This window comes from Aquipluma nitroreducens, assembly GCF_009689585.1.
GTDB classification, from domain to species: Bacteria; Bacteroidota; Bacteroidia; order Bacteroidales; family Prolixibacteraceae; genus Aquipluma; species Aquipluma nitroreducens.
This window is the reverse complement of sequence record NZ_AP018694.1, coordinates 1,539,660-1,559,030: the sequence shown is the minus strand read 5'-3', so window position 1 is coordinate 1,559,030 and position 19,371 is coordinate 1,539,660. Positions and strand designations below refer to the sequence as shown.

Annotated in this window: 14 protein-coding genes; 4 read left to right on the top strand and 10 right to left on the bottom strand. The window is 40.2% G+C overall.

The window, feature by feature from the left end; genetic code table 11:
• Positions 1–31 precede the first annotated feature (31 nt).
• From AQPE_RS06505 to AQPE_RS06485, 5 genes are all read right to left on the bottom strand, one after another.
• Positions 32–1,498 carry a SusD/RagB family nutrient-binding outer membrane lipoprotein gene (locus tag AQPE_RS06505; RefSeq protein WP_318350245.1) on the bottom strand — a complete coding sequence of 489 codons (1,467 nt, stop codon included), beginning with the start codon at positions 1,496–1,498 and terminating at the stop codon, positions 32–34.
• Positions 1,499–1,508: 10 nt separating this feature from the next.
• The gene (locus AQPE_RS06500) at positions 1,509–4,799 is read right to left on the bottom strand and encodes a SusC/RagA family TonB-linked outer membrane protein (protein WP_318350244.1); all 3,291 of its coding nucleotides are present in this window, start codon (positions 4,797–4,799) and stop codon (positions 1,509–1,511) included.
• Between the two features lie 400 nt (positions 4,800–5,199).
• On the bottom strand, positions 5,200–5,952 hold the full coding sequence (locus tag AQPE_RS06495; RefSeq protein ID WP_318350243.1) for a YjjG family noncanonical pyrimidine nucleotidase: 753 nt from the start codon (positions 5,950–5,952) through the stop codon (positions 5,200–5,202).
• Entirely contained in the window at positions 5,949–6,653 is a 705-nt protein-coding gene (rsmI, locus tag AQPE_RS06490; protein WP_318350242.1) for a 16S rRNA (cytidine(1402)-2'-O)-methyltransferase, read from the bottom strand. The genes AQPE_RS06495 and rsmI overlap by 4 nt, the downstream gene beginning before the upstream one ends.
• 118 nt (positions 6,654–6,771) lie before the next feature.
• Complete coding sequence (locus AQPE_RS06485) at positions 6,772–7,791, bottom strand: hypothetical protein (protein ID WP_318350241.1); 1,020 nt, start codon at positions 7,789–7,791, stop codon at positions 6,772–6,774.
• 167 nt (positions 7,792–7,958) lie between these two features.
• Between AQPE_RS06485 and AQPE_RS06480 the strand changes: the two genes are divergently transcribed.
• Positions 7,959–8,534, top strand: a complete 576-nt coding sequence (locus tag AQPE_RS06480; protein WP_318350240.1) for a thymidine kinase — start codon at positions 7,959–7,961, stop codon at positions 8,532–8,534.
• Positions 8,534–11,014 carry a bifunctional UDP-N-acetylmuramoyl-tripeptide:D-alanyl-D-alanine ligase/alanine racemase gene (locus tag AQPE_RS06475; RefSeq protein WP_318350239.1) on the top strand — a complete coding sequence of 827 codons (2,481 nt, stop codon included), beginning with the start codon at positions 8,534–8,536 and terminating at the stop codon, positions 11,012–11,014. Before AQPE_RS06480 ends, AQPE_RS06475 begins: the two co-directional genes overlap by 1 nt.
• A 76-nt stretch (positions 11,015–11,090) precedes the next feature.
• Here the strand turns inward: AQPE_RS06475 and AQPE_RS06470 are convergent, their stop codons facing one another.
• The 3 genes from AQPE_RS06470 to AQPE_RS06460 all read right to left on the bottom strand — a co-directional run bounded on the left by AQPE_RS06470 (position 11,091) and on the right by AQPE_RS06460 (position 14,246).
• Positions 11,091–11,771 carry a Crp/Fnr family transcriptional regulator gene (locus AQPE_RS06470; RefSeq protein WP_318350238.1) on the bottom strand — a complete coding sequence of 227 codons (681 nt, stop codon included), beginning with the start codon at positions 11,769–11,771 and terminating at the stop codon, positions 11,091–11,093.
• A gap of 154 nt (positions 11,772–11,925) precedes the next feature.
• Positions 11,926–13,569, bottom strand: coding sequence for an NAD+ synthase (locus AQPE_RS06465; protein WP_318350237.1), 1,644 nt, complete (start codon positions 13,567–13,569; stop codon positions 11,926–11,928).
• Positions 13,570–13,580: 11 nt separating this feature from the next.
• Complete coding sequence (locus AQPE_RS06460; protein ID WP_318350236.1) at positions 13,581–14,246, bottom strand: outer membrane beta-barrel protein; 666 nt, start codon at positions 14,244–14,246, stop codon at positions 13,581–13,583.
• Between the two features lie 187 nt (positions 14,247–14,433).
• On the opposite strand from AQPE_RS06460, the gene gldB reads away from it, so the two are divergent.
• Complete coding sequence (gldB, locus tag AQPE_RS06455) at positions 14,434–15,432, top strand: gliding motility lipoprotein GldB (protein WP_318350235.1); 999 nt, start codon at positions 14,434–14,436, stop codon at positions 15,430–15,432.
• 163 nt (positions 15,433–15,595) lie between these two features.
• Here the strand turns inward: gldB and AQPE_RS06450 are convergent, their stop codons facing one another.
• Complete coding sequence (locus AQPE_RS06450; protein ID WP_318350234.1) at positions 15,596–16,390, bottom strand: 3-keto-disaccharide hydrolase; 795 nt, start codon at positions 16,388–16,390, stop codon at positions 15,596–15,598.
• 416 nt (positions 16,391–16,806) lie between these two features.
• On the opposite strand from AQPE_RS06450, the gene AQPE_RS06445 reads away from it, so the two are divergent.
• Positions 16,807–17,838: an ATP-dependent 6-phosphofructokinase gene (locus AQPE_RS06445; protein WP_318350233.1), complete on the top strand. Its 1,032-nt coding sequence runs from the start codon at positions 16,807–16,809 to the stop codon at positions 17,836–17,838.
• 81 nt (positions 17,839–17,919) lie between these two features.
• Here AQPE_RS06445 and AQPE_RS06440 read toward each other — a convergent pair whose 3' ends face one another.
• Positions 17,920–19,362: a glycoside hydrolase family 30 protein gene (locus AQPE_RS06440; protein ID WP_318350232.1), complete on the bottom strand. Its 1,443-nt coding sequence runs from the start codon at positions 19,360–19,362 to the stop codon at positions 17,920–17,922.
• Positions 19,363–19,371 lie beyond the last annotated feature (9 nt).

The following is a 19,371-nucleotide window of genomic DNA, read 5'->3' as shown; positions in this document are numbered from 1 at the left end:
TTAATGACTATAATTCCTATATACAGGTAGTCTATTTTAATGTATCATAACTTTCTTTATCCCAGAATAATTTAGTCAGTGCATTATCACCACCAATTGCAGCAGCAGCAGCCTTATAGTTAGCACCATTCAGGGTCTGTTCTGAAACTGGGTATGAATAGCGCAGTGGAATACCGGCTACTTCTGCTACGTGTTTCTCTGCACCTTTTAAACGTGGATAGTCTAATCTTCTCCATGTCAACCACGAAGTAAATCCGCGCATATAGTATGCATAATAGGCTTGTTCTCCGATTTTTTGTTGCCATGTACCAGTGGCAGTAGCATAAGCAACTGCTGGTTGAGCAAGATAAGTGTCGGCCTCAGCAGCAGTACCACCCCAAGCAGTGATTGAAGCTTTGATCGCATTATTGTAGTGAGTTGCAGCATCTGTAACAGCGTAAGTTCCACGTGCAGCAGCTTCTGCTCTTAGGAATTCAGCTTCAGCATAATCCATCACAACAACTTCTCTCTCTGGTTTTAACAATGCGTTGTCAATGTGAGTAAATGAAGCATATGAGTTTGGCATACCCTGAGCACCACCTTTATACTCGCCATCAATTTTTGTCCACAGGTAATAGGCACGTCTTGGGTCATTCAAGGTATTCATTGGGTCAGTAATACTGCTGGTAACCACAAAATCGAATCGACCACTTACAACCACTTCAGTATAAACCGGATTTTGGTTAGGTGAAGCTGAAAGATAAGTCAATGCACATTTGTCACCAGCAATAAATGCTTTTGGCTCAGCAGCATCAACAATTGTTTTAGAAAGAGCTGGATCTTTGTCAGCAAGGACTAAGCCCATTCTCATTTTCAATGTATTGGCAAACCGAATCCATTTAGCTGTACCTGCTACTCCGCCACCATAGATGTTGTCGTAACCTGCACCCATTCCTCCAAAAGCTGGATCCATTGAAGCAAGAGCAGCATCAAGACGGGTAATAAGGGCCTTGTAGATTGTAAAGGCATCGTCGTATTTTGGTGATGGAATACTAAAATCCAAAGCTTCGGAATAAGGCATATCTCCAAAGGTTTCAACCAGATTGCTCCAGGTGAAAACGGATACGATTTCAATAATGGCAAGTTGATTTTTCCTTTGTTTTGCATCAATACCCCCAAGTGGTGCTGCTGTGAGTACATTTGTTGCGTCTTTAAGATTCATCAAAACTGTCCGGTAAAGAGCATTCATATGATTTGCAGGAACCGGGCGGGTAACCATATCATAGCGGCTTTCGTCGGGATAAGTGGTTTCAGCGAAATACTGCATATACAACTGCGTATTGTTGTTGTTTACGTTAAACGTATAAAGCTGATTCAAAAGATTACGGATAGCACCGTTATAAATCCCTTCACCAGGAACCGCAGTGAAATCTTTTGTATTCTTATTGAGGTCTTCAAGCTTTTGGCAAGCGCTTAACGCTACCATAAAGACCATTAAAATGATAAGTATCTTTTTCATGTTTCGAAGATTAGAAGTTGAATTTGAGGTTGAAACCAAAATCACGTGTGCCAGGCAGTGATCCTACGGAATATCCCTGAATATTACCTGCTGAAAGACCTGCTTCAGGATCGGCATATGGTAGGTTTTTGTGAATGATCCATAGGTTCGATCCAACAAAACTTATTGTAGCGCCTTTCACGAGTAATTTAGAAAGAAGAGCAGTTGGGATATTATAAGAAAGAGAAACTTCTCTCAGTTTGATGAATGAAGCATCATATACAAAGTCTCTGTGAGGACGGGCAGCAGTACCAAATGCGAAATCAGAAGTTGACGCATCAACGCGGGTTTTATTTGGGGTGCTTACACCATCTTTAACATTTACACCTTGGATAAGGTAACCACCACTCTTTGGATCATAACTTCCAGGTGTTCCAATAAGTGGATCACGAACAGGATTTCCTAAATCATTGGTGAAAACAGTTTCAGGATAAAGTCCTGTATAAAGGCCATAATACATATCCAATGAATAAATGCTACCACCTTTTTGCATATCAATCAAGAAGCTGAATGAAACACCTTTGTAGCTAAACGTATTTGTGATACCACCTGTCCATTTTGGATTTACATTTCCCAGATTGCTGGTTGCAGTGGACGTTTTAACTGGCAAACCGGTTGATGCGCTAATGATCATATTTCCATTGGCATCATACGTGTAATCTTTTCCTTTTAATACACCATAAGGTTGACCTACAGTTGCATTTAAAGTAACACCACCCTGAAACGAACCTAACTGAAGATTATCAACTCCCGGGTACAGAGAAACAACTTCATTTCGGTTTGTAGCGAAATTAATATTAACGTCCCAATTGAAATTTTTACTTCTTACTGGTGAACCATTAAGCGTTAGTTCAATACCTTGATTGTCAATTTCTCCTGCATTAACAAACATTTTATTGTAACCAGTTGTTTGACTTAAGGTTACATCCATAATTTGATCCATAGATCTTGTTTTATAGACTGCAAGGTCAAATCCTAGACGCTTGTTCAGGAACGACATTTCAAGACCGGCTTCAAGCGATTTGGTGCTTTCGTTTTTAAGATCTGGATTGTTCTTGGTACTTGGTAAGGAATAGCTAGCTCCTACAAAAGGAGTATTAACAGTGTACTTGTCAAGTAATGCGTCGAAAGCAGCTAGGTTACCAACTTCAGCATAATTTAAGCGAACTTTACCAAAAGACAGCCAATTTTGTTTTACAACTTCTGAGAATACAAATGCACCAGTAATTGATGGGTAATAATAAGTGCTTTTTCCTTCAGGAAGAGTAGAGGCATGATCCTGTCTGAAAGTTCCATCGAGGAATAACATGTTCTTGTATCCTAAAGAAGCACTAGCATAAAGACCGCGAACTCCAATTTTTGATTCAGTTTCAACGGGGAAAGGAAGGGCGCTTACACTATTTTGCAATGAATAAATACCAGCTACAGATAAACCTCCATTGGTTGAACTTGTTAATCTTGATAAGTTTGTTCTACGTTCAGTAGCACCTAAAATTCCACTTAGGTTGAAATCTTCATTAATAGACTTGTTGAATTTCAACATGAAATCATAGTTATACTCGCTGAAAGTAATGTCCCTTCTCATATATCCTGATTTTTGGTTAGCGCGGCTAACACCAAAATTTGTAGCAACACTTCCTACTGCTCTTCTTTCTTCTTGTTTTTCAGCGTAATCGTCAACCGAAACACGAGCATAAGCATCTAACCAATTGGTGACTTTATAATTCAAGGCCATATTACCTACAATACGATTTCTACTGTCGTTTTCGTAGTTTTCGTAACGTTGAAAGTATGGGTTGTCAGTATAAATTGGGTAATTCAATGCCGAGTTGTAGTTCCAGGTTAAATTTCTTTTGGTTAAGAAATAAGCGGTTTTCTGATCAGCATAATCCATGTTGGTTTCATACCACTGACGCATGTTTGAAACAATATTGTCGCTATATCCGGTTGAAGGACGACCTGTTGCTGCCTGGCGGGTAAAATTTGCAGTAGCAGTAGCAGTCAGTTTTTTAGTGACATTCCATGAACCGTTTACTAAGAAATTGTCCTTATGTAAATCACTGTTTGGCATCAAATCAGATGTTTTGAAATTGGTGTACGACATACGCATTGTTCCATTCTCAGTAGCATTGTCAATAGAAACAGTATTGGTATAAGTCACTGGTTTTTCAAAGAAAGTAATTGGGCCATTTTTAGCAGCCTCCCAAGGTTTCGTTTGCTTATACCATGGTGATTCAGGATCAACAGAATACCATCCGTAAACGGGGTGTCCATCAAATTTTGCTCCGTATGATCCATCCTCTGTTGTTGGAACCCAATCGAAGTTTTTTGAATCGTCTTTTTGGGTTACGCCATTAACGTCACGTCTTTCAAACCATCCATCTCCATTAGGTCCATAGAAATTTCCATAACCTGCACCATACTGATTCTGATAAGTTGGGAAAGTTGATTTGTCAATACTTTTGAATGCAATATTGGTGTTAACAGTAACACCGATACCTTTTTTACCAACAGTGCCTTTTTTAGTCGTAATCATGATTACACCACCAGAAGCGCGTGAACCATAAAGAGCAGTAGCTGCAGAACCTTTCAGTACGTTAATCGATTCAATGTCGTCGGGGTTAACGTCAGAAGCGGCATTACCATAGTCATATCCTGTTGCACCAGTATTCTGGCTTGAATAACTTCCAATTTCATTGTTAATCGGAACGCCATCAACAACATAAAGCACCTGGTTGTTGTTTGTAAGGGATTTATTTCCACGCATAACAACGTTGGTCGATCCCCCCATGTTATTACTCTTTTTGATCTGAACCCCGGCAACTTTTCCGGAAAGAGAATTCATGAAGTTACTAGCCTTAACAGTGGAAATTTGATCTTCTTTTACATTCTGACTGGAATACCCTAATGATTTTTTATCACGGGAAATACCGAGTGCAGTAACTACTACTTCATCAACAGAAATGTTTTCTGAGGATAATTTAATCTTAAATGTTGATTGGGTGCCAATAACAACATCTTGAGTAGCCATTCCTACAAAACTGAATGTAAGAATTTTGGCATCTTGAGGAACCTTCAACCTGAATGCACCATCCATGTCGGTGATAGTTCCTAACGTTGTTCCTTTCACAGAAACAGAAACCCCAGGGATTAAACCTCCATCATCGGCGGAGGTTACAGTGCCTGAGATCTCCTTGGTTTGGGCCATGAGGACCTGCAAACCAATTGCAAAGAATGCAAGCAATAACGCGATTTTTTTCATGTAAAATAAATTTAAAATTAAACAGCATCAAATTTTAATAAAAACTAGGCTGGAAAACTTCAATTAAAACTTCCCCTTCAAATACACTTCATTCTTGAGAATTTGATTCCCCCAAACCAAATTCTCGGGAAATTTTACTGAAATTTTTTTAGACCCCCCTTTTCAATAAGGTATAGTTGCAAGTTTGTTGCCATACTTTATTGCAAAGACAAATTTAGAAAAATGTGGATAGGATGATTAATCTATAAAGATAAATATTGACATATTTTAACAGTGTTAACAAATATTAAATATTAAAATTTCTGTTTTTATGTCTAGTCGAGTTTTTAATATCTTGTTTTATAGATTGTTATAGGTGTATTTGTTTGTGTTTATTCTGATTGTTTAGAATTAATATAAATTACAAAAGTTCATCTAACCCAATAATTTCATCAATAAAATAGGTCTTAGTGCGGTATTTTAGTTCCAAAAATGTTGAACTGGAGGCGAGTTTTAGCAATTTTACTGATTCTGGAACAGGATTTTGCCCGTGGTTTAAAAACATGATTTGATCCATTCCGAAATTAAGTGCACCGATTATATCAGTCTCCCAGGAGTCGCCAATCATTATGCTTCTTTTTTTAGAAGCATTGGTTGATTTCAATGCGTGTTCGAAAATTTGCCGGTGAGGTTTTGTGGTTTTAACATCTTCTGAAATAAATACTTTGGTGAAAAATCTGTCTAACCCACAATTGGAGAGTTTTGAGTGTTGTACTTCTTTGAACCCGTTTGTAATAATGTGCATTTGATATCCCTTCGATTTAAGAGTAGTGAGTGTTTCTACTGTGTCTGGAAATAACTGGGTTTGACGAGCCATGTTCTCAAGGTAAAGGCTGTTTAATTCAATCCAGTCGTAATCATTAATGCCAAATGCTTGCATCGATCTGGAAAACCGTTCAATAATAAGTTTTTGTTTGGTAATTTTTTTCGTGTGATAATCGCTCCAAAGCGAATGGTTGATCCGCTCGTAAACTTCAAAAAAAGCACCGAATGTAGGAAGTTTTGAAATGAGGCCGTTTTGTGTCATCGTTTGTTCCATGGCCAGACGGGAATTGGTTGTAAAATCCCAGAGCGTATTGTCCAAATCAAAGAACAGGTGATCGTAGATTCTCATTCGTCGTCCTCGTCTTTACCTGTTTTGTCAGTAGTATAACCTTCAAGTACAATTACAATTTCACCCTTAATTGTCTTTGAACTGAAATATTCAATGAGTTCGGCAAGTGTTCCTCTGCGGTTTTCTTCGAAGAACTTTGATAGTTCTCGCGAAACAGATGCTCGTCTGTCGGACCCAAGAAATTCGGCAAACTGCTCAAGGCTTTTAACCAACCGATACGGTGATTCATAAAAAACCATAGTTCGGGGTTCTGTAATCAGCTCTTTAATTTTTTTTTGCCTGCCTTTTTTCTGCGGAAGAAAACCTTCGAATGTAAAGCGGTCGGTTGGAAACCCAGAATTGACTAAAGCGGGAATCAAAGCTGTTGCACCAGGCAAACATTCCACATCAATCTCTTTTTCAAGGCAGGTTCTAACCAGCAAAAAGCCCGGGTCACTTATTCCCGGAGTTCCGGCATCCGAAATCAGGGCAACATTTTTTCCATCTTCAATTTGCCTGGCTATCATTTCAACTGTTTTGTGCTCGTTGAATTTGTGATGCGATATCAGCTTATTTTTGATTTCGAAGTGATCAAGTAGCTTGGACGAGGTACGTGTGTCTTCAGCCAAAATGACATCAACTTCTTTTAAAATACGGATTCCGCGAAGAGTCATGTCTTCGAGATTCCCGATTGGAGTTGGAACTAAAAATAATTTACCCATCTTTTTCGCAGGTCTTAATTCTAAATGACCGTATTGATTGCTAAAAATATTTATGAAAAATCAGGAGCAATGGCGGTTTTGGAAATCACGCCATGGCTCCTGAATGAGATTTAATGTTTTATTTGCTGAAACGACGTTTTAACAGATCGACGAATTTCAGACTGGTTTCGTTTTTCTGAAGCGTAATGTTCGCTTTCAGGAGTTCAACAGCTTGTTGCTGGTTTTCGAGCTTGTCCAGCTGGTCGATGATGGAATTATATTTATCGGTATTGTTGCTGAATATTTCACGGATGAAAAGGAAACGATCGTTTAGTCCTATTGCAGCCCGCAAACTGGTTATTGACCCATTAGTCACCAAAGGTTCGGTGGATTTGGCTTCACCAATTGTAGCGTTTAGTGACCTATCTTTAGCTGATGGTTCGTCAGTAATTAGTTTCTCCTGAATCAATTCTTCAGGTTTGGGTATTTCGCGCATAACAGGTCGTTCAGTAACATCCGGAACAGATTCAATCTTGATGGGTTCGAGATCATCTTCTTCTGCATCATCAATGTAAATTTCGCGAACTCCTGCCTGCTGATCAGTATTTAGCTCGGTAGGTTTAATGTTCGATTCGGGCTGCGACTCGTCCTCTTCCTCATTTTCTTCGCTGTTATCAGGATTATTTTCACCAAATTCGATTAATCCTTCTTCTTCTATTTCTTCCTCAATAAAGTCTATATCATCTTCCTCATCTGTCAAATCATCTTCCTCAACTTCAGGTTCTTCTTCCTGAAACTCTTCTTCGTTTTCGTCAGCGAAATCTGGCAGATCAATATCATCTTCGTCAGGTTCCGGAGCTTCGTCCATTTCTTGTTCGTCTATACTTACAATTTCAAGTTCAGGGTCAGAAATGCTTATATCTGAAATTTCGTCTTCGTCAGCTTCATTTTCTTTTGATGAATCATCCGTTGGTATTGCAAAGTTCTTTGCCGAAAGTTCACGTAACAATTCAAATTCCTGACACAAAAGTCGGGATTTACTAATAGCGAGTCCAATAATGAGAGAGATATCGTTCTCGTCTTCTGAAACTTCTTCAGATAATACTTTTAGTTCTTCCAGTTCTTTTTCGATGATCTGGATCAATTTTCGTTTGTCCATTTTTATTTCTGATTTTAATCGGTAATTCAATCTGGTTTTTATTGGTAAAGATTTAAATTTACCTTTGTTTTCAATACCGGAATACATCTTCGGGAACAATTGGGTTCTGCGCTGATGCCGAAATTCAAGTAACGTAAAAGTACAAAAATCTTTAGCAAATCACATACATGTTTATCGAAAGGGGAATTGACCGACAAAAAAAAACCGGTAGCATTGAAGTTATTGCAGGTTCAATGTTTTCAGGAAAAACGGAGGAATTGATCAGGAGATTGAAACGAGCCAAAATTGCGCGGTTGAAGGTTGAGATCTTTAAACCAGCCATTGACACGCGGTATTCGTTGTCTGAGGTGGTTTCGCATGACGAGAATTCAATTCTCAGCACTCCGGTTGAGAGTTCAGGGAATATTATGCTTTTGAGTGGAGATGTTGATGTGATTGGCATTGACGAAGCTCAATTTTTCGACAATGGCTTGATCGATGTAACCATCTCATTAGCGAATATGGGCGTTCGGGTTATTATTGCCGGGCTGGATATGGATTTTAAAGGAAAGCCATTTGGTCCTATTCCCGGATTGATGGCGGTTGCCGATCACATTACTAAAGTTCATGCCATTTGCATGCGATGTGGCGATGTGGCTCAATTTTCGCACCGTTTGTCAACTGCTGACAAATTGGTTTTACTTGGCGAAAAAGATGAGTACGAGCCTTTGTGCCGTTCCTGTTTTACTAAAGCAACCCGCTAATGCCAACTTTATCTGTTTCTCAAATTTCATCGGTTGTAGGAGGGAAGTTACAATCGGATGGAAATGGTTCCGATAGTTTTATTTCATCCATTTCTATTGATAGCCGAACTATTTTTGATCCTGCTTCGAGTGTTTTTTTTGCGCTGAAGAGTGAACGGAATGATGGACATCGTTACATTCCTGATCTGGTTCATTTGGGTGTCAGGTTTTTTGTCGTTTCTGATTATTTGGATGAATATCAAAGTTGTACCAATTGCAGTTTTATAGTCGTTGCTGATACGCTGAAAGCCTTGCAAAAGCTGGCGGCATGGCATCGTTCTCAGTTTCAGATTCCGGTTGTAGGAATTACCGGGAGCAACGGGAAAACAATTGTTAAGGAATGGCTGTTCGATTTACTGCATGACCGGGCTGTTCTCCGGAGCCCTAAAAGTTACAATTCGCAGGTTGGCGTTCCGTTGTCGGTTTGGAACCTTCGACCCGATTACGAACTGGCCATTTTTGAGGCTGGAATCTCGAATTCAGGCGAAATGGAGAACTTATTCGAAATTATTCGGCCAACCATCGGTATTTTAACCAATATTGGTGAAGCACATCAGGAGAACTTTAAATCTCATCAGGAAAAGCTTGAAGAAAAACTGCTCCTTTTTAAATCCTGCGAAACGCTTATTTATTGCAAAGATCAGCCTTTGGTTCATGCTGAAATTTCCAAAGGCATTGTTATTCCTGAAGGAAAAGCTTTTGGCTGGTCGTTCGATGATGAAGCAGCCAATCTTTATTTGAGAAAGAATGAAGTGGGTGCTGGAGTTGAAATTAGTACTGAATTTGAAGGGAAAAAATATACCATTGAGTTTCCATTTCAGGATGCTGCGAGCTTGGAAAACGCAGGTCACTGTCTGGCTTTCATATTAACTCAACATTTGGCTGACGACGCGGTAATCGAAAAGTTTCACAGGTTGCAGCCTGTTGCCATGCGACTTGAAATTAAAGAAGGTGTTAACAGCTGTTTGCTGATTAACGACTATTATAATTCGGATATTAATTCGCTGCAAATTGCACTGGGGTTCCTGAACAATCACGCTCAACACCCATATTTGGGCAAAACGGTAATTCTCTCCGACATACAGCAGGCTGGGATCTCTGACGAACAATTGTACTCAGAAGTAGCTCGCTTGTTGCAACTGAACAAGACCAGTCATCTGATTGGTATTGGTTTGAGGATTCGTAAGTATGCTGATTTATTTGAGAAATCTTCGACGTTTTTTGAGTCAACCGATCAATTTCTGGAGTCGGTTCAGCCTGACCAATTTCGGCAGGAATGTATTCTCCTGAAAGGTGCGCGAGACTTTCATTTTGAGCGTATTTCGTCGGTGCTTCAGAAAAAATACCACCAAACGGTTTTGGAAATCGATTTGAATGCGATGATCGGGAATCTCAATTTTTTCAGGTCACTCATTCGGCCTGAAACACGGGTTATGGTTATGGTAAAAGCCTTTTCCTACGGAAGTGGGATGGCCGAAATTGCCCGTATCCTTCAGTTTCATAAAGTGGATTACCTGGCTGTGGCTGTTGCCGACGAAGGTATTGAACTTCGGCAGGCTGGCATTGATCTGCCAATTGTGGTGATGAATCCGGAAGAACACAGTTTTGAAAACATGATTGAGTTCAGGCTCGAACCCAATATTTATTCGGAAGATATTTTCGATTCGTTCCGAAAGGTGCTTCAGCAACATGCGGTAGTTCGCTATCCCATTCATCTTAAAATTGACACCGGAATGCACCGTCTGGGTTTTGACTCGGTCGAAAAGGTTGAAAAACTGGTATCCAAATTAATTGTTCAGGATGAAATGGTTGTCCGGTCGGTTTTTTCGCATCTTGCTGGCGCTGACGAGGCCGTTCACGATGAATTTACAAGTAGTCAGATTCAGCGGTTTCAGGAATTATCGTCAATGATTACGGAGAAGTTATCGTATCAGATTTTTCGTCACATACTGAATTCGGCGGGAATTGAACGTTTCCCTGAGTTTCAGTTTGAAATGGTGAGGTTGGGAATTGGTTTATACGGAGTCAGTTTGTGTGGAAACCAACAGGTAAAAAGTATGAGCCGGTTAAAAACCAGCATTTCGCAAATTCGCAAAATTGAAGCGGGACAAACAGTGGGCTATGGACGGAAAGGTGTAGCACGGGAAGATTCTGAAATTGCGGTTTTGCCGATTGGATATGCCGATGGATATGATCGCCGTTTGAGTAACGGAGTAGGTAAAGTATTTGTGAATGGCCGGATTGCTTCGGTAATCGGTAATATTTGCATGGACATGTGCATGATTGATGTGACCGGATTACAGGTTGCAGTTGGCGATGAAGTGGAACTGATGGGCGAACATATTCTGGTGAGCGATATGGCCGAAACAATCGGAACCATTCCGTACGAAATACTTACTGGAATATCACAACGTGTAAAACGGATTTATCTTCAGGAATAAATCAAGGCAAAAGGTAAAAGTAAAAAGGCAAAAGAAACCGCTCTGGAGCAAGGTTAACTTTAAACTTGGAACTTTTCTATCCCAGTTTACTAATTTTTTCGAGCTTGTGAATATCCAGAATTCGGATTTTGCGGCCATCAATAGCAATTACTTTTTCGCCGGCAAAGGTCGATAGCGTGCGGATAGCATTGGATGTTGTCATGTTCGACAGGTTGGCAATATCTTCGCGCGAAAGGTAAACTTTCAAGGTAGCGCCGTCATTTTCCCATCCATATTTTTCTTTCAGGAGAAGCAACGATTCAGCCAGACGACCACGGATATGTTTTTGGGTTAGCGTAACGGTTCGCATGTTGGAGAATCCAAGTTCACGCGAAATCTTATGAAGCAGTTTCAGCGTAAAGTCTGGGTTCTTCAGTAATTTGCCATACAAATATTCTTGTGAGATTAAACCTACCGTTGAGTCTTCTAATGCAATGGCTGAACCGATGTGCAATTCTTCAGCCAACATGGCCCGATAGCCAATTATTCCCGGAGGCTTTGTCATCCGAATGATTTGCTCGCGACCACCAACACCTTCTTTGTAAATGATCACTTTCCCATCAATCAGAAACATAAAAGCGGTTGGTTTTTCTCCTTCCTTGAAAATGAATTCATTTTTTTTTGGATAAGCCAGCGTAATGTGGTTTAGTAAATCCTCTTTTTCTTCAGGGTTTAGTGTGCTGAAAATTGATTTTGGATTTTCAAAGATTTTCTTCATTTCCAATTCATGACTCAACATAGAAATAAAATTTACATGTTTTGCAGCATCAAAGTTAAATAAATTTGTCAAACAAGAAAATTTCGACCATTTATTTTCCTTCTCCAGTAAAGCAATGTTAATCTTATTTTTTCTGTCAAAAAATGGACAAATGTCAGGAATACTTTGCAACTAAAGGCATTCGCCGCCCGAACCCGAAAGCTTTGGAACTGATTCTCAGGATAGGGGGTGCCTGAAAGCGCTTGTACTCATTTGTATTCACCATTTTTACTGTTCTGAAAACCGTCGATTCGTCGAACCCTTTGGCTATTATTTCATCAGGCGAAAGATTGAGTTCAATGTAATCGAATAAAATCTGATCCAGAATATCATAGTCAGGCAACGAATCAGAGTCTTTCTGATCGGGACGAAGTTCGGCTGATGGCGGTTTCTGAATGGTGTTGATTGGAATAATTTCGGAGTCGCAGTTAATCCAGTTCGCCATTTTGAAAACATCGGTTTTGTACACGTCGCCCAAAACTGACAAGCCCCCATTCATATCGCCATAAAGCGTTCCGTAGCCCACGGCACATTCACTTTTATTGGTGGTATTTAGTAGGATATTTCCAAACTTGTTGGAGATAGCCATTAATAATATTCCGCGGGTTCGGGCCTGAATATTCTCTTCGGTAATATCGCTCTGGAGGTTGGCAAATACATCAGAAAGACTTTGCTCAAAACTATCGACCATGGGTTGAATCGGGATAATTTCGTATTGAATGTCCAGATTTTTGGCCAGTTGAAGGGCATCGTTAATACTGTGATCCGACGAGTAACGCGAAGGCATCAGCAAAACGCGCACGTTTTCTTTTCCAAGTGCACGAACCGCCAAAACCAGAACCAGAGCGGAGTCAATTCCTCCGGATAAACCAAGAGTTGCTTTTTTGAAGCCCATTTTTGTGAAATAATCGCGGATTCCCAGCACAAGAGCATGATATATCTTTTCGATGTAATCGGTTTTGGGCTGAAGATTTTGAACGGAAATTTCAGTATCAATAATCCGGAAATCTTCTTCAAAGTAGTTCAGCTCTTCCTGAATTTCACCCTTTTTATTGAGGTAAACCGAACCTCCATCAAAAATCAGTTCGGTATGAGCGCCAACCTGATTGGCATACACAATGGGCAGCTGGTATTTGATTGCATTTTTAATCAGGATATTTTTTCTTGAGTTTTCCTGGTTGAATGAAAAAGGCGATGCCGAAATGTTAATAACCAGATCGGGCTTTAAAGCTGATAATTCTTTCAGTGGAGAAAGCTGGTATAGTTTCTCTCTGCCGAATTCATTCTGGGTTTCCTGCTCGTCCCAAAGATCCTCGCAGATGGTAATGGCAATCTTTTTTCCGCCAAAATCGAAAACCGAAAAGGTTTTATTCGGTTCAAAATGGCGGTATTCGTCGAAAATGTCGTAGGTGGGAAGCAGCGATTTATTGACCACATGCTGTATGGCTCCATCATACATAAAAAAGGCCGAATTAAAAAGCTTTTTACCCTGAGGTTCAGGATTGATGCGCGGTCCACCAACAATAGCGGCGATTCCGTCGCAATAGGTGGCAATCCGATTCAGCGCTTTCTCCGATTGTTCTATAAATTCTTTTCGTTCAAGTAAATCGTGAGGATAATAACCGGTAACCGAAAGCTCAGTGAATACAACCAACTCGGCACCTTCCGCTTTCGATTTTTGGATGTTTTCTATAATTTTGGATGTGTTTCTTTCGAAATTCCCAATGTGGTAGTTTAACTGTGCAATAGCAATCTTCATAATTATACTCCTTAAAAAATCAGGCCTATTTTTAGTTTCAGCGAGTTGATAATGGTTTTGTCGGAGAAAGCATTATCGGTTGTTACGTCCATTAATCCGTTTTGGAAGATCAGTCCGGTGGTTATCGAGTTGCTTCCGTTAAGTTCGTAATCGAAACCTATACCAATGTTCATTGCCAGATTGAATAGATTAACTTCGTCGTTTATGTTTGATTTATTTAGCTTTCCATCGTTGCTGGTGCCTTTCGAAGCAATATTTACCATGGTAGAGAATCCCAATAATCCCCAGTATTTTGCCCCGTAGAATTGATCAGTACAGAGCTTAATGTTTAGTGGGACCTCGACATAACGGATTTGATATTTAACTTTTGTCAGTTGTGACGAAAAAGTTGTTCCAGCGAAAGTGGGAGCAGAGCTGGAATGATACGAAATTTCACCACCGGTATTAGTAATCTGAATACCGGTTGAAAATGAATATCGCTCATCTTCCGAAAAATAGAAATCCCCATTTAACCCGAAATCATATCCAAGTATCGATTTCCCATTTTCAGTACTCGAATTGCTTGTCCGCATCCAGTTCACCGATGGATCTCCAACAAATGACAGTCTGATGTTATACTGACTATATCCGGTAATGACTGTGGCAATTAAAAAACAGGATAAAATAAAGCGTTTCATCGTTTATCGTTTAATTTGCTGTATGTAAAAATAAACTGTTCTGCGGAAATTTTTGTTAAAACCGCGTTTCGATTCTGAATATATAACGTAAGATTGACTTAGTTTTGCCGGATACAAATCTCGAATTTTATATTCAAAAACAACAATAAAAAAACGAGTTGTACGTAAATATCCTAAAATGAATGGAATGAAGAATATACTTTTCTCGGTAAGTCTGATTTTAATGCTGGCTTCATGCAATCGAAATCCACAAAAAATAAATGTGTCAAACGTTTCAATTGATCTGAAAATCAAGCATTTTGATATAAATCTGCTCAAGCTGAGGCAAGACCAAATGCAGGCTGCAATCCCTGCTCTTAAAAGCGCCTATGGTGAATTCTTTGATATTTTCACTTACCGGATGATTGCAATCGGCGGCATTGAGCAGCCCAATTTTCCGGAGTTGCTTTATTCATTTGTTTCGGACTCGCTTATCCGGAAGTTGGAAACAAACATTGCGCTGAAAGTTGATACGATTCAATTTCGGAAGGAACTGGAAGCGGCATTTAAGCATTATAAATATTATTTTCCAGATAAGGAGATTCCAACAGTTTATACCTGTATTTCCGGATTTAATCAGTCTGTTGTGATCTCGCAAAACCTAATCGGCGTTAGCCTCGATAAGTATATGGGAAGTAACAGCCCCTTTTATGAGCAATTGGGTTTACCCGCATACAAACGGAAAAACATGCGCCCTGAAAAAATGGTTCCTGATATGTTGCAAGGTTGGGCTGATGCTGAATGGCCAAAATCGGAAAAAGACAATAGTTTGTTAAGCCAGATGATACAGCAGGGAAAAGTATTGTATTTTATGGATGCGATGTTACCTGATTTGAATGACACGTTGAAAATTGGATTCACTGAAAAGCAAATGGAATTTTGCCGGAACAACGAAGCCAAAATGTGGACTTACATGGCTGAACACAAAATGCTTTTTACGACGGATCGGATGAGCATCAAACGTTTCATTGACGACGGACCCTACACCGCAGTATTTTCGGAGCAGTCGCCCGCCCGAACAGGCGTTTGGATTGGATGGCAAATCGTACGCTCGTATATGAAACAGAACAAGGATCTTAAGCTGGCTGATTTGATGAACAACACCGATTATCAGTCGATTTTAAATCAATCGGGATATCGACCTTAAAAAGTTCCAAATTTCAGATTCCAAATTGCCTTCGACTGCTTCGCGCTCAGGCAACGGTGCGCTGTTGATCGGAGCAACGCTCTCTGAGCCTGTCGAAGTGAGGATTCAATCCCAACAAAAAAAGCCCCCTTTCGGAGGCTTTCAGTATTTTTTATCGATAGGATTAATCCATATTTTTAATTTTCACATTGCGATACCATACGTCATCGCCATGATCCTGGAATCCAATAAAACCTTCTTTGGCAACATCGGCCCAATCTTTATTGTATTCAGGGAATTTACTTGCAGCAACCATTTTTTTCCAATCATCGGTCCATAAATGAAACTCAAGTACCTTTTCTCCATTTTGTTTGTAAACTACAGTGCCTTTGAAGCAAATGATTTCGATTGAATTCCATTCACCAAAAGGTTTGGCGTTTTGTGGTACAGCTGGGATTAGGTCATACAGTGAACCAGCTTGACGGTTTCCATCTTTTCCTAATTGAGCATCAGGATGATTTGCATTGTCAAGCACCTGCATTTCAGGAGCAGTTTTCCAGATTGGCCAATCCTTAACTTCCTGAGCGAGGTAAAAGATTCCAGAGTTGCCACCTTTCGAAATTTTCCAATCAAGTTTCAGATCGAAATTCTTGAATTTTTTATCGTAGATGATGTCACCACCATTTTCAGCTCCGGCTTCTCCAGTTCCTGTGCCAATGCAATGTAGTGTTCCATCAACAATTTCCCATCCTTTGGGGAATTCGGTTTTGTTGTATCCCCTCCATCCTGTCGAAGTTGTTCCGTCAAACAATAACTGCCAGCCATTGCTTGTTTCTTCAGCCGATAATTTATTTAGTTCCGGAGCAGCTTCAGTTTTTTCTACCTGCGCCGATTTTTCGCCAGCTTTTTTCTGGCCACTTTGGCATGATACAGCAAAAACTATGCTGCCTGCCAGAAGAAGTGAATAGATTTTTCTCATGAGTAATGAATTTTTGTTTATTAAAAATTTAATGTGGTTTTCAGTTACAATTGACAAAGCTAATAAAAAATGGAGTGAAATATAAATACGGTTTTACCTCTTCCGAAAAAAAAGAAGCCAACTTATCGTTTTCTCGTTCATTTGAAAACAAGAAATGAGGCATTTCTCCGGATATTGATTGGGCTGATATGTTGCCAATTCGTTAAGCCTTGAAAATGATGAATACGAAGTGAATTTCTTTTTTTAATTTCGGTGAGTTTAATTTCAATCGTTCTTAATAACATTATGAAATTAAACGCGTACCCAATAAACGTAATCATTTACTTTTCCCAATCGGCAGGTAAACTGTGGTGATATAGTTTGGGACGAATAGATTGTTACAAAAGTTATTATTTTCAATTTTGAAAAATATACATATGAATCAGACGAAAGTAAAAAGGATTGGTATTTTAACCGCTGGTGGCGATTGCCCGGGATTAAATGCAGCAATTAGAGGTGTTGGGAAAACTGCCATTGTTGAATATGGCATGGAGGTGATTGGATTTTCGTCGGGCTATACCGGCCTGATTCATAAGCAATACGTGCAACTTAAGGAGAAAGACTTGTCGGGTATTTTAACGCTGGGAGGCACAATCATTGGTACTTCGCGCGAAAAACCGTTTAAGATTGTGACTGAAGAAGACAACGATAAACCTGCATTAATCAAACAAAATTATCACGATCTTGGATTGGATGGTTTGGTGTGTATTGGCGGTAATGGCACGATGAAAACGGCTCATTTGCTTTCAAAAATTGGATTAAATGTGATTGGCATTCCGAAGACCATTGATAACGATGTTTGGGGAACTGATCTGACTTTTGGATTTGATTCGGCTGTGAATATTGCTACTGAAGCAGTCGACCGATTGCATAGTACCGCCAACTCGCATGGTCGGGTGATGATTGTTGAAGTAATGGGCCACAATGCCGGCTGGATTGCGCTTTATGCCGGAATGGCTGGTGGTGGCGACATTATACTTATTCCTGAGATCGACTATTCGATTGACAAGGTTTGCAATAAGATACAGGAACGCTACGACAATCATAAGCCTTATTCAATTGTTGTCGTTGCGGAAGGAATTGATCACCCTAAAACGATGTCGGCGGCCAGGTATTTGTCTGAATCGATTCAGTCGCGGGTTGATGTTGAGGCTCGCGAAACGGTTCTGGGTTACACACAGCGTGGTGGAAGTCCTTCGCCAATGGATCGTATTTTAGCAACGCGATATGGAGCCTATGCTGCTCAGTGTATTGCAGAAGGAAATTTTGGAACCATGGTTGCTTTGATCAGCAACGTACTGACTACTGTCCCACTGGAAGAAGTTGGAGGTAAAATGCGTTTAGTTAGTCCAGATAATCCGCTGGTTATAAAATGCAGGAATATGGGTGTTTCGTTTGGCGACGAATAAGAATTTCAGAGAAGCTTTAAATAGAAAGACGGGAAGTTCCATGGAGCTTCCCGTCTTTTGTATTTTCCGGTTACCTTTAATTTACTTTCCAAGTGATATGATAAAAGTAGTCAATGAAAGTCCTGGAGCATTGTAGTTAATTGATTGATCTTCTGATTCGGGAACCTGGATATTCGCACAGTTTTCGGAATGGCTTGTCCGGTATACAGACACTTTTCCCCCTGAAATCTTCAACGGTTTTAAATTCAGACTGAACGGTTTAGGTTGAGCCGATTTGTTTAGAATTGCGACAATCAATTCGGTCTTTCCCGGGTTCATTGCAGCAAGAGCTTCATCATTTTCGGTTTCAATCATCACATAACCTTGTTTAAAGAAGCGGGTAATCTGCGTTCGCACGTAAAAATTCTTTACAATTTGATAGTCCTGAGTGTTGAAATTGCAGCGCATCAAACACCAAACGTCATTGCGTTCTTCCATCAATTGCCAGTCGAGCCAGGCCTGAGGTTTCATGTAGCGCATATCGTCGAATAGCTTTTGAGCCAATCCCAGATTCGATTCCAGGCTTGTTTTACTATTTCCACTTGGGCCTGTTTCCGATTGCCAAAACGGTTTGCCAATCGATTTTACTAAATGATGTGCTTCCGTTCGCTCGGCGTTTGTTCCTGAATAGGTGTGCGTATTGATTTGACCAACTTTATCGAGAATATCACCAGCCGATTGATAGGCTTTCAGAACTTTTATCGTTGAGTCAATATTGGTTTCGTCGGAAGCTGAAAGCATTGTTTTAAGTCCGGAAGCGTCCAGCTTGGGAGCTAAAATCCGGATGATTTTCATTTGGGTTTCAGGCGTAAAGTGGCAACCTTCCTGACTTCCCAGATTATACCAGTAATTCGATGTTGATTCGTTAAAAGGCTCCAGCGTTTTGAAATCAATCCCGTATTGTTGCTTGTAATGCTTGCAAACATCGAGCAGGTAATCGCAAAAGGCTCCGTAAAATTCAGGTTTTAAATTGTCCTGCATGGGATCAATATTTCCACTCGAACAGCCGCTGTAAGTCATCCAGTAGGGTGGTGAATTCGAGAAAGCTTCGAAAACAGCATCAGGTCGTTTGGCTTTAATTTTCAGCATCAGGACACGCTGCCCCTTATCGGCATTCCAGTTGTAAGGCGCATCAGCTGAGGATTTAAAACCTTCCATTTCAGCACGCTTCCCCTTGCCTTTTACCATATGTCCATCCAAGTGCGAAGGGTTGTCGCCTCCGCCAATGTTATAGCGGAAGATATTCATGTTCAGCTTATCCGGAGAGGTAATTAAATCGACAATACTGTCAACCTTTGCTTCATCCCAGTTGCCTACCTGAGCGGCCCACCAGCACAACGAACTTCCCCAACCTTCAATGGTTTGGTAGGTCTGGCTTGGATCAATGCTTATTTGAGCTGCCGTTTGTTTTTCAACCTGTCCTAAACAGCCTTCGCTGCCAACGATTACCGAGAGGAAAATCAGGATTGGAATAAAATGTTTCATGCGTTGGAT

Coding starts and splice junctions, on each gene's coding strand:
- AQPE_RS06505 (WP_318350245.1), bottom strand. CDS start 1,498: ATGAAAAAGATACTTATCATTTTAATGGTCTTTATGGTAGCGTTAAGC.
- AQPE_RS06500 (WP_318350244.1), bottom strand. CDS start 4,799: ATGAAAAAAATCGCGTTATTGCTTGCATTCTTTGCAATTGGTTTGCAG.
- AQPE_RS06495 (WP_318350243.1), bottom strand. CDS start 5,952: ATGAGAATCTACGATCACCTGTTCTTTGATTTGGACAATACGCTCTGG.
- rsmI (WP_318350242.1), bottom strand. CDS start 6,653: ATGGGTAAATTATTTTTAGTTCCAACTCCAATCGGGAATCTCGAAGAC.
- AQPE_RS06485 (WP_318350241.1), bottom strand. CDS start 7,791: ATGGACAAACGAAAATTGATCCAGATCATCGAAAAAGAACTGGAAGAA.
- AQPE_RS06480 (WP_318350240.1), top strand. CDS start 7,959: ATGTTTATCGAAAGGGGAATTGACCGACAAAAAAAAACCGGTAGCATT.
- AQPE_RS06475 (WP_318350239.1), top strand. CDS start 8,534: ATGCCAACTTTATCTGTTTCTCAAATTTCATCGGTTGTAGGAGGGAAG.
- AQPE_RS06470 (WP_318350238.1), bottom strand. CDS start 11,771: ATGAAGAAAATCTTTGAAAATCCAAAATCAATTTTCAGCACACTAAAC.
- AQPE_RS06465 (WP_318350237.1), bottom strand. CDS start 13,569: ATGAAGATTGCTATTGCACAGTTAAACTACCACATTGGGAATTTCGAA.
- AQPE_RS06460 (WP_318350236.1), bottom strand. CDS start 14,246: ATGAAACGCTTTATTTTATCCTGTTTTTTAATTGCCACAGTCATTACC.
- gldB (WP_318350235.1), top strand. CDS start 14,434: ATGAAGAATATACTTTTCTCGGTAAGTCTGATTTTAATGCTGGCTTCA.
- AQPE_RS06450 (WP_318350234.1), bottom strand. CDS start 16,390: ATGAGAAAAATCTATTCACTTCTTCTGGCAGGCAGCATAGTTTTTGCT.
- AQPE_RS06445 (WP_318350233.1), top strand. CDS start 16,807: ATGAATCAGACGAAAGTAAAAAGGATTGGTATTTTAACCGCTGGTGGC.
- AQPE_RS06440 (WP_318350232.1), bottom strand. CDS start 19,362: ATGAAACATTTTATTCCAATCCTGATTTTCCTCTCGGTAATCGTTGGC.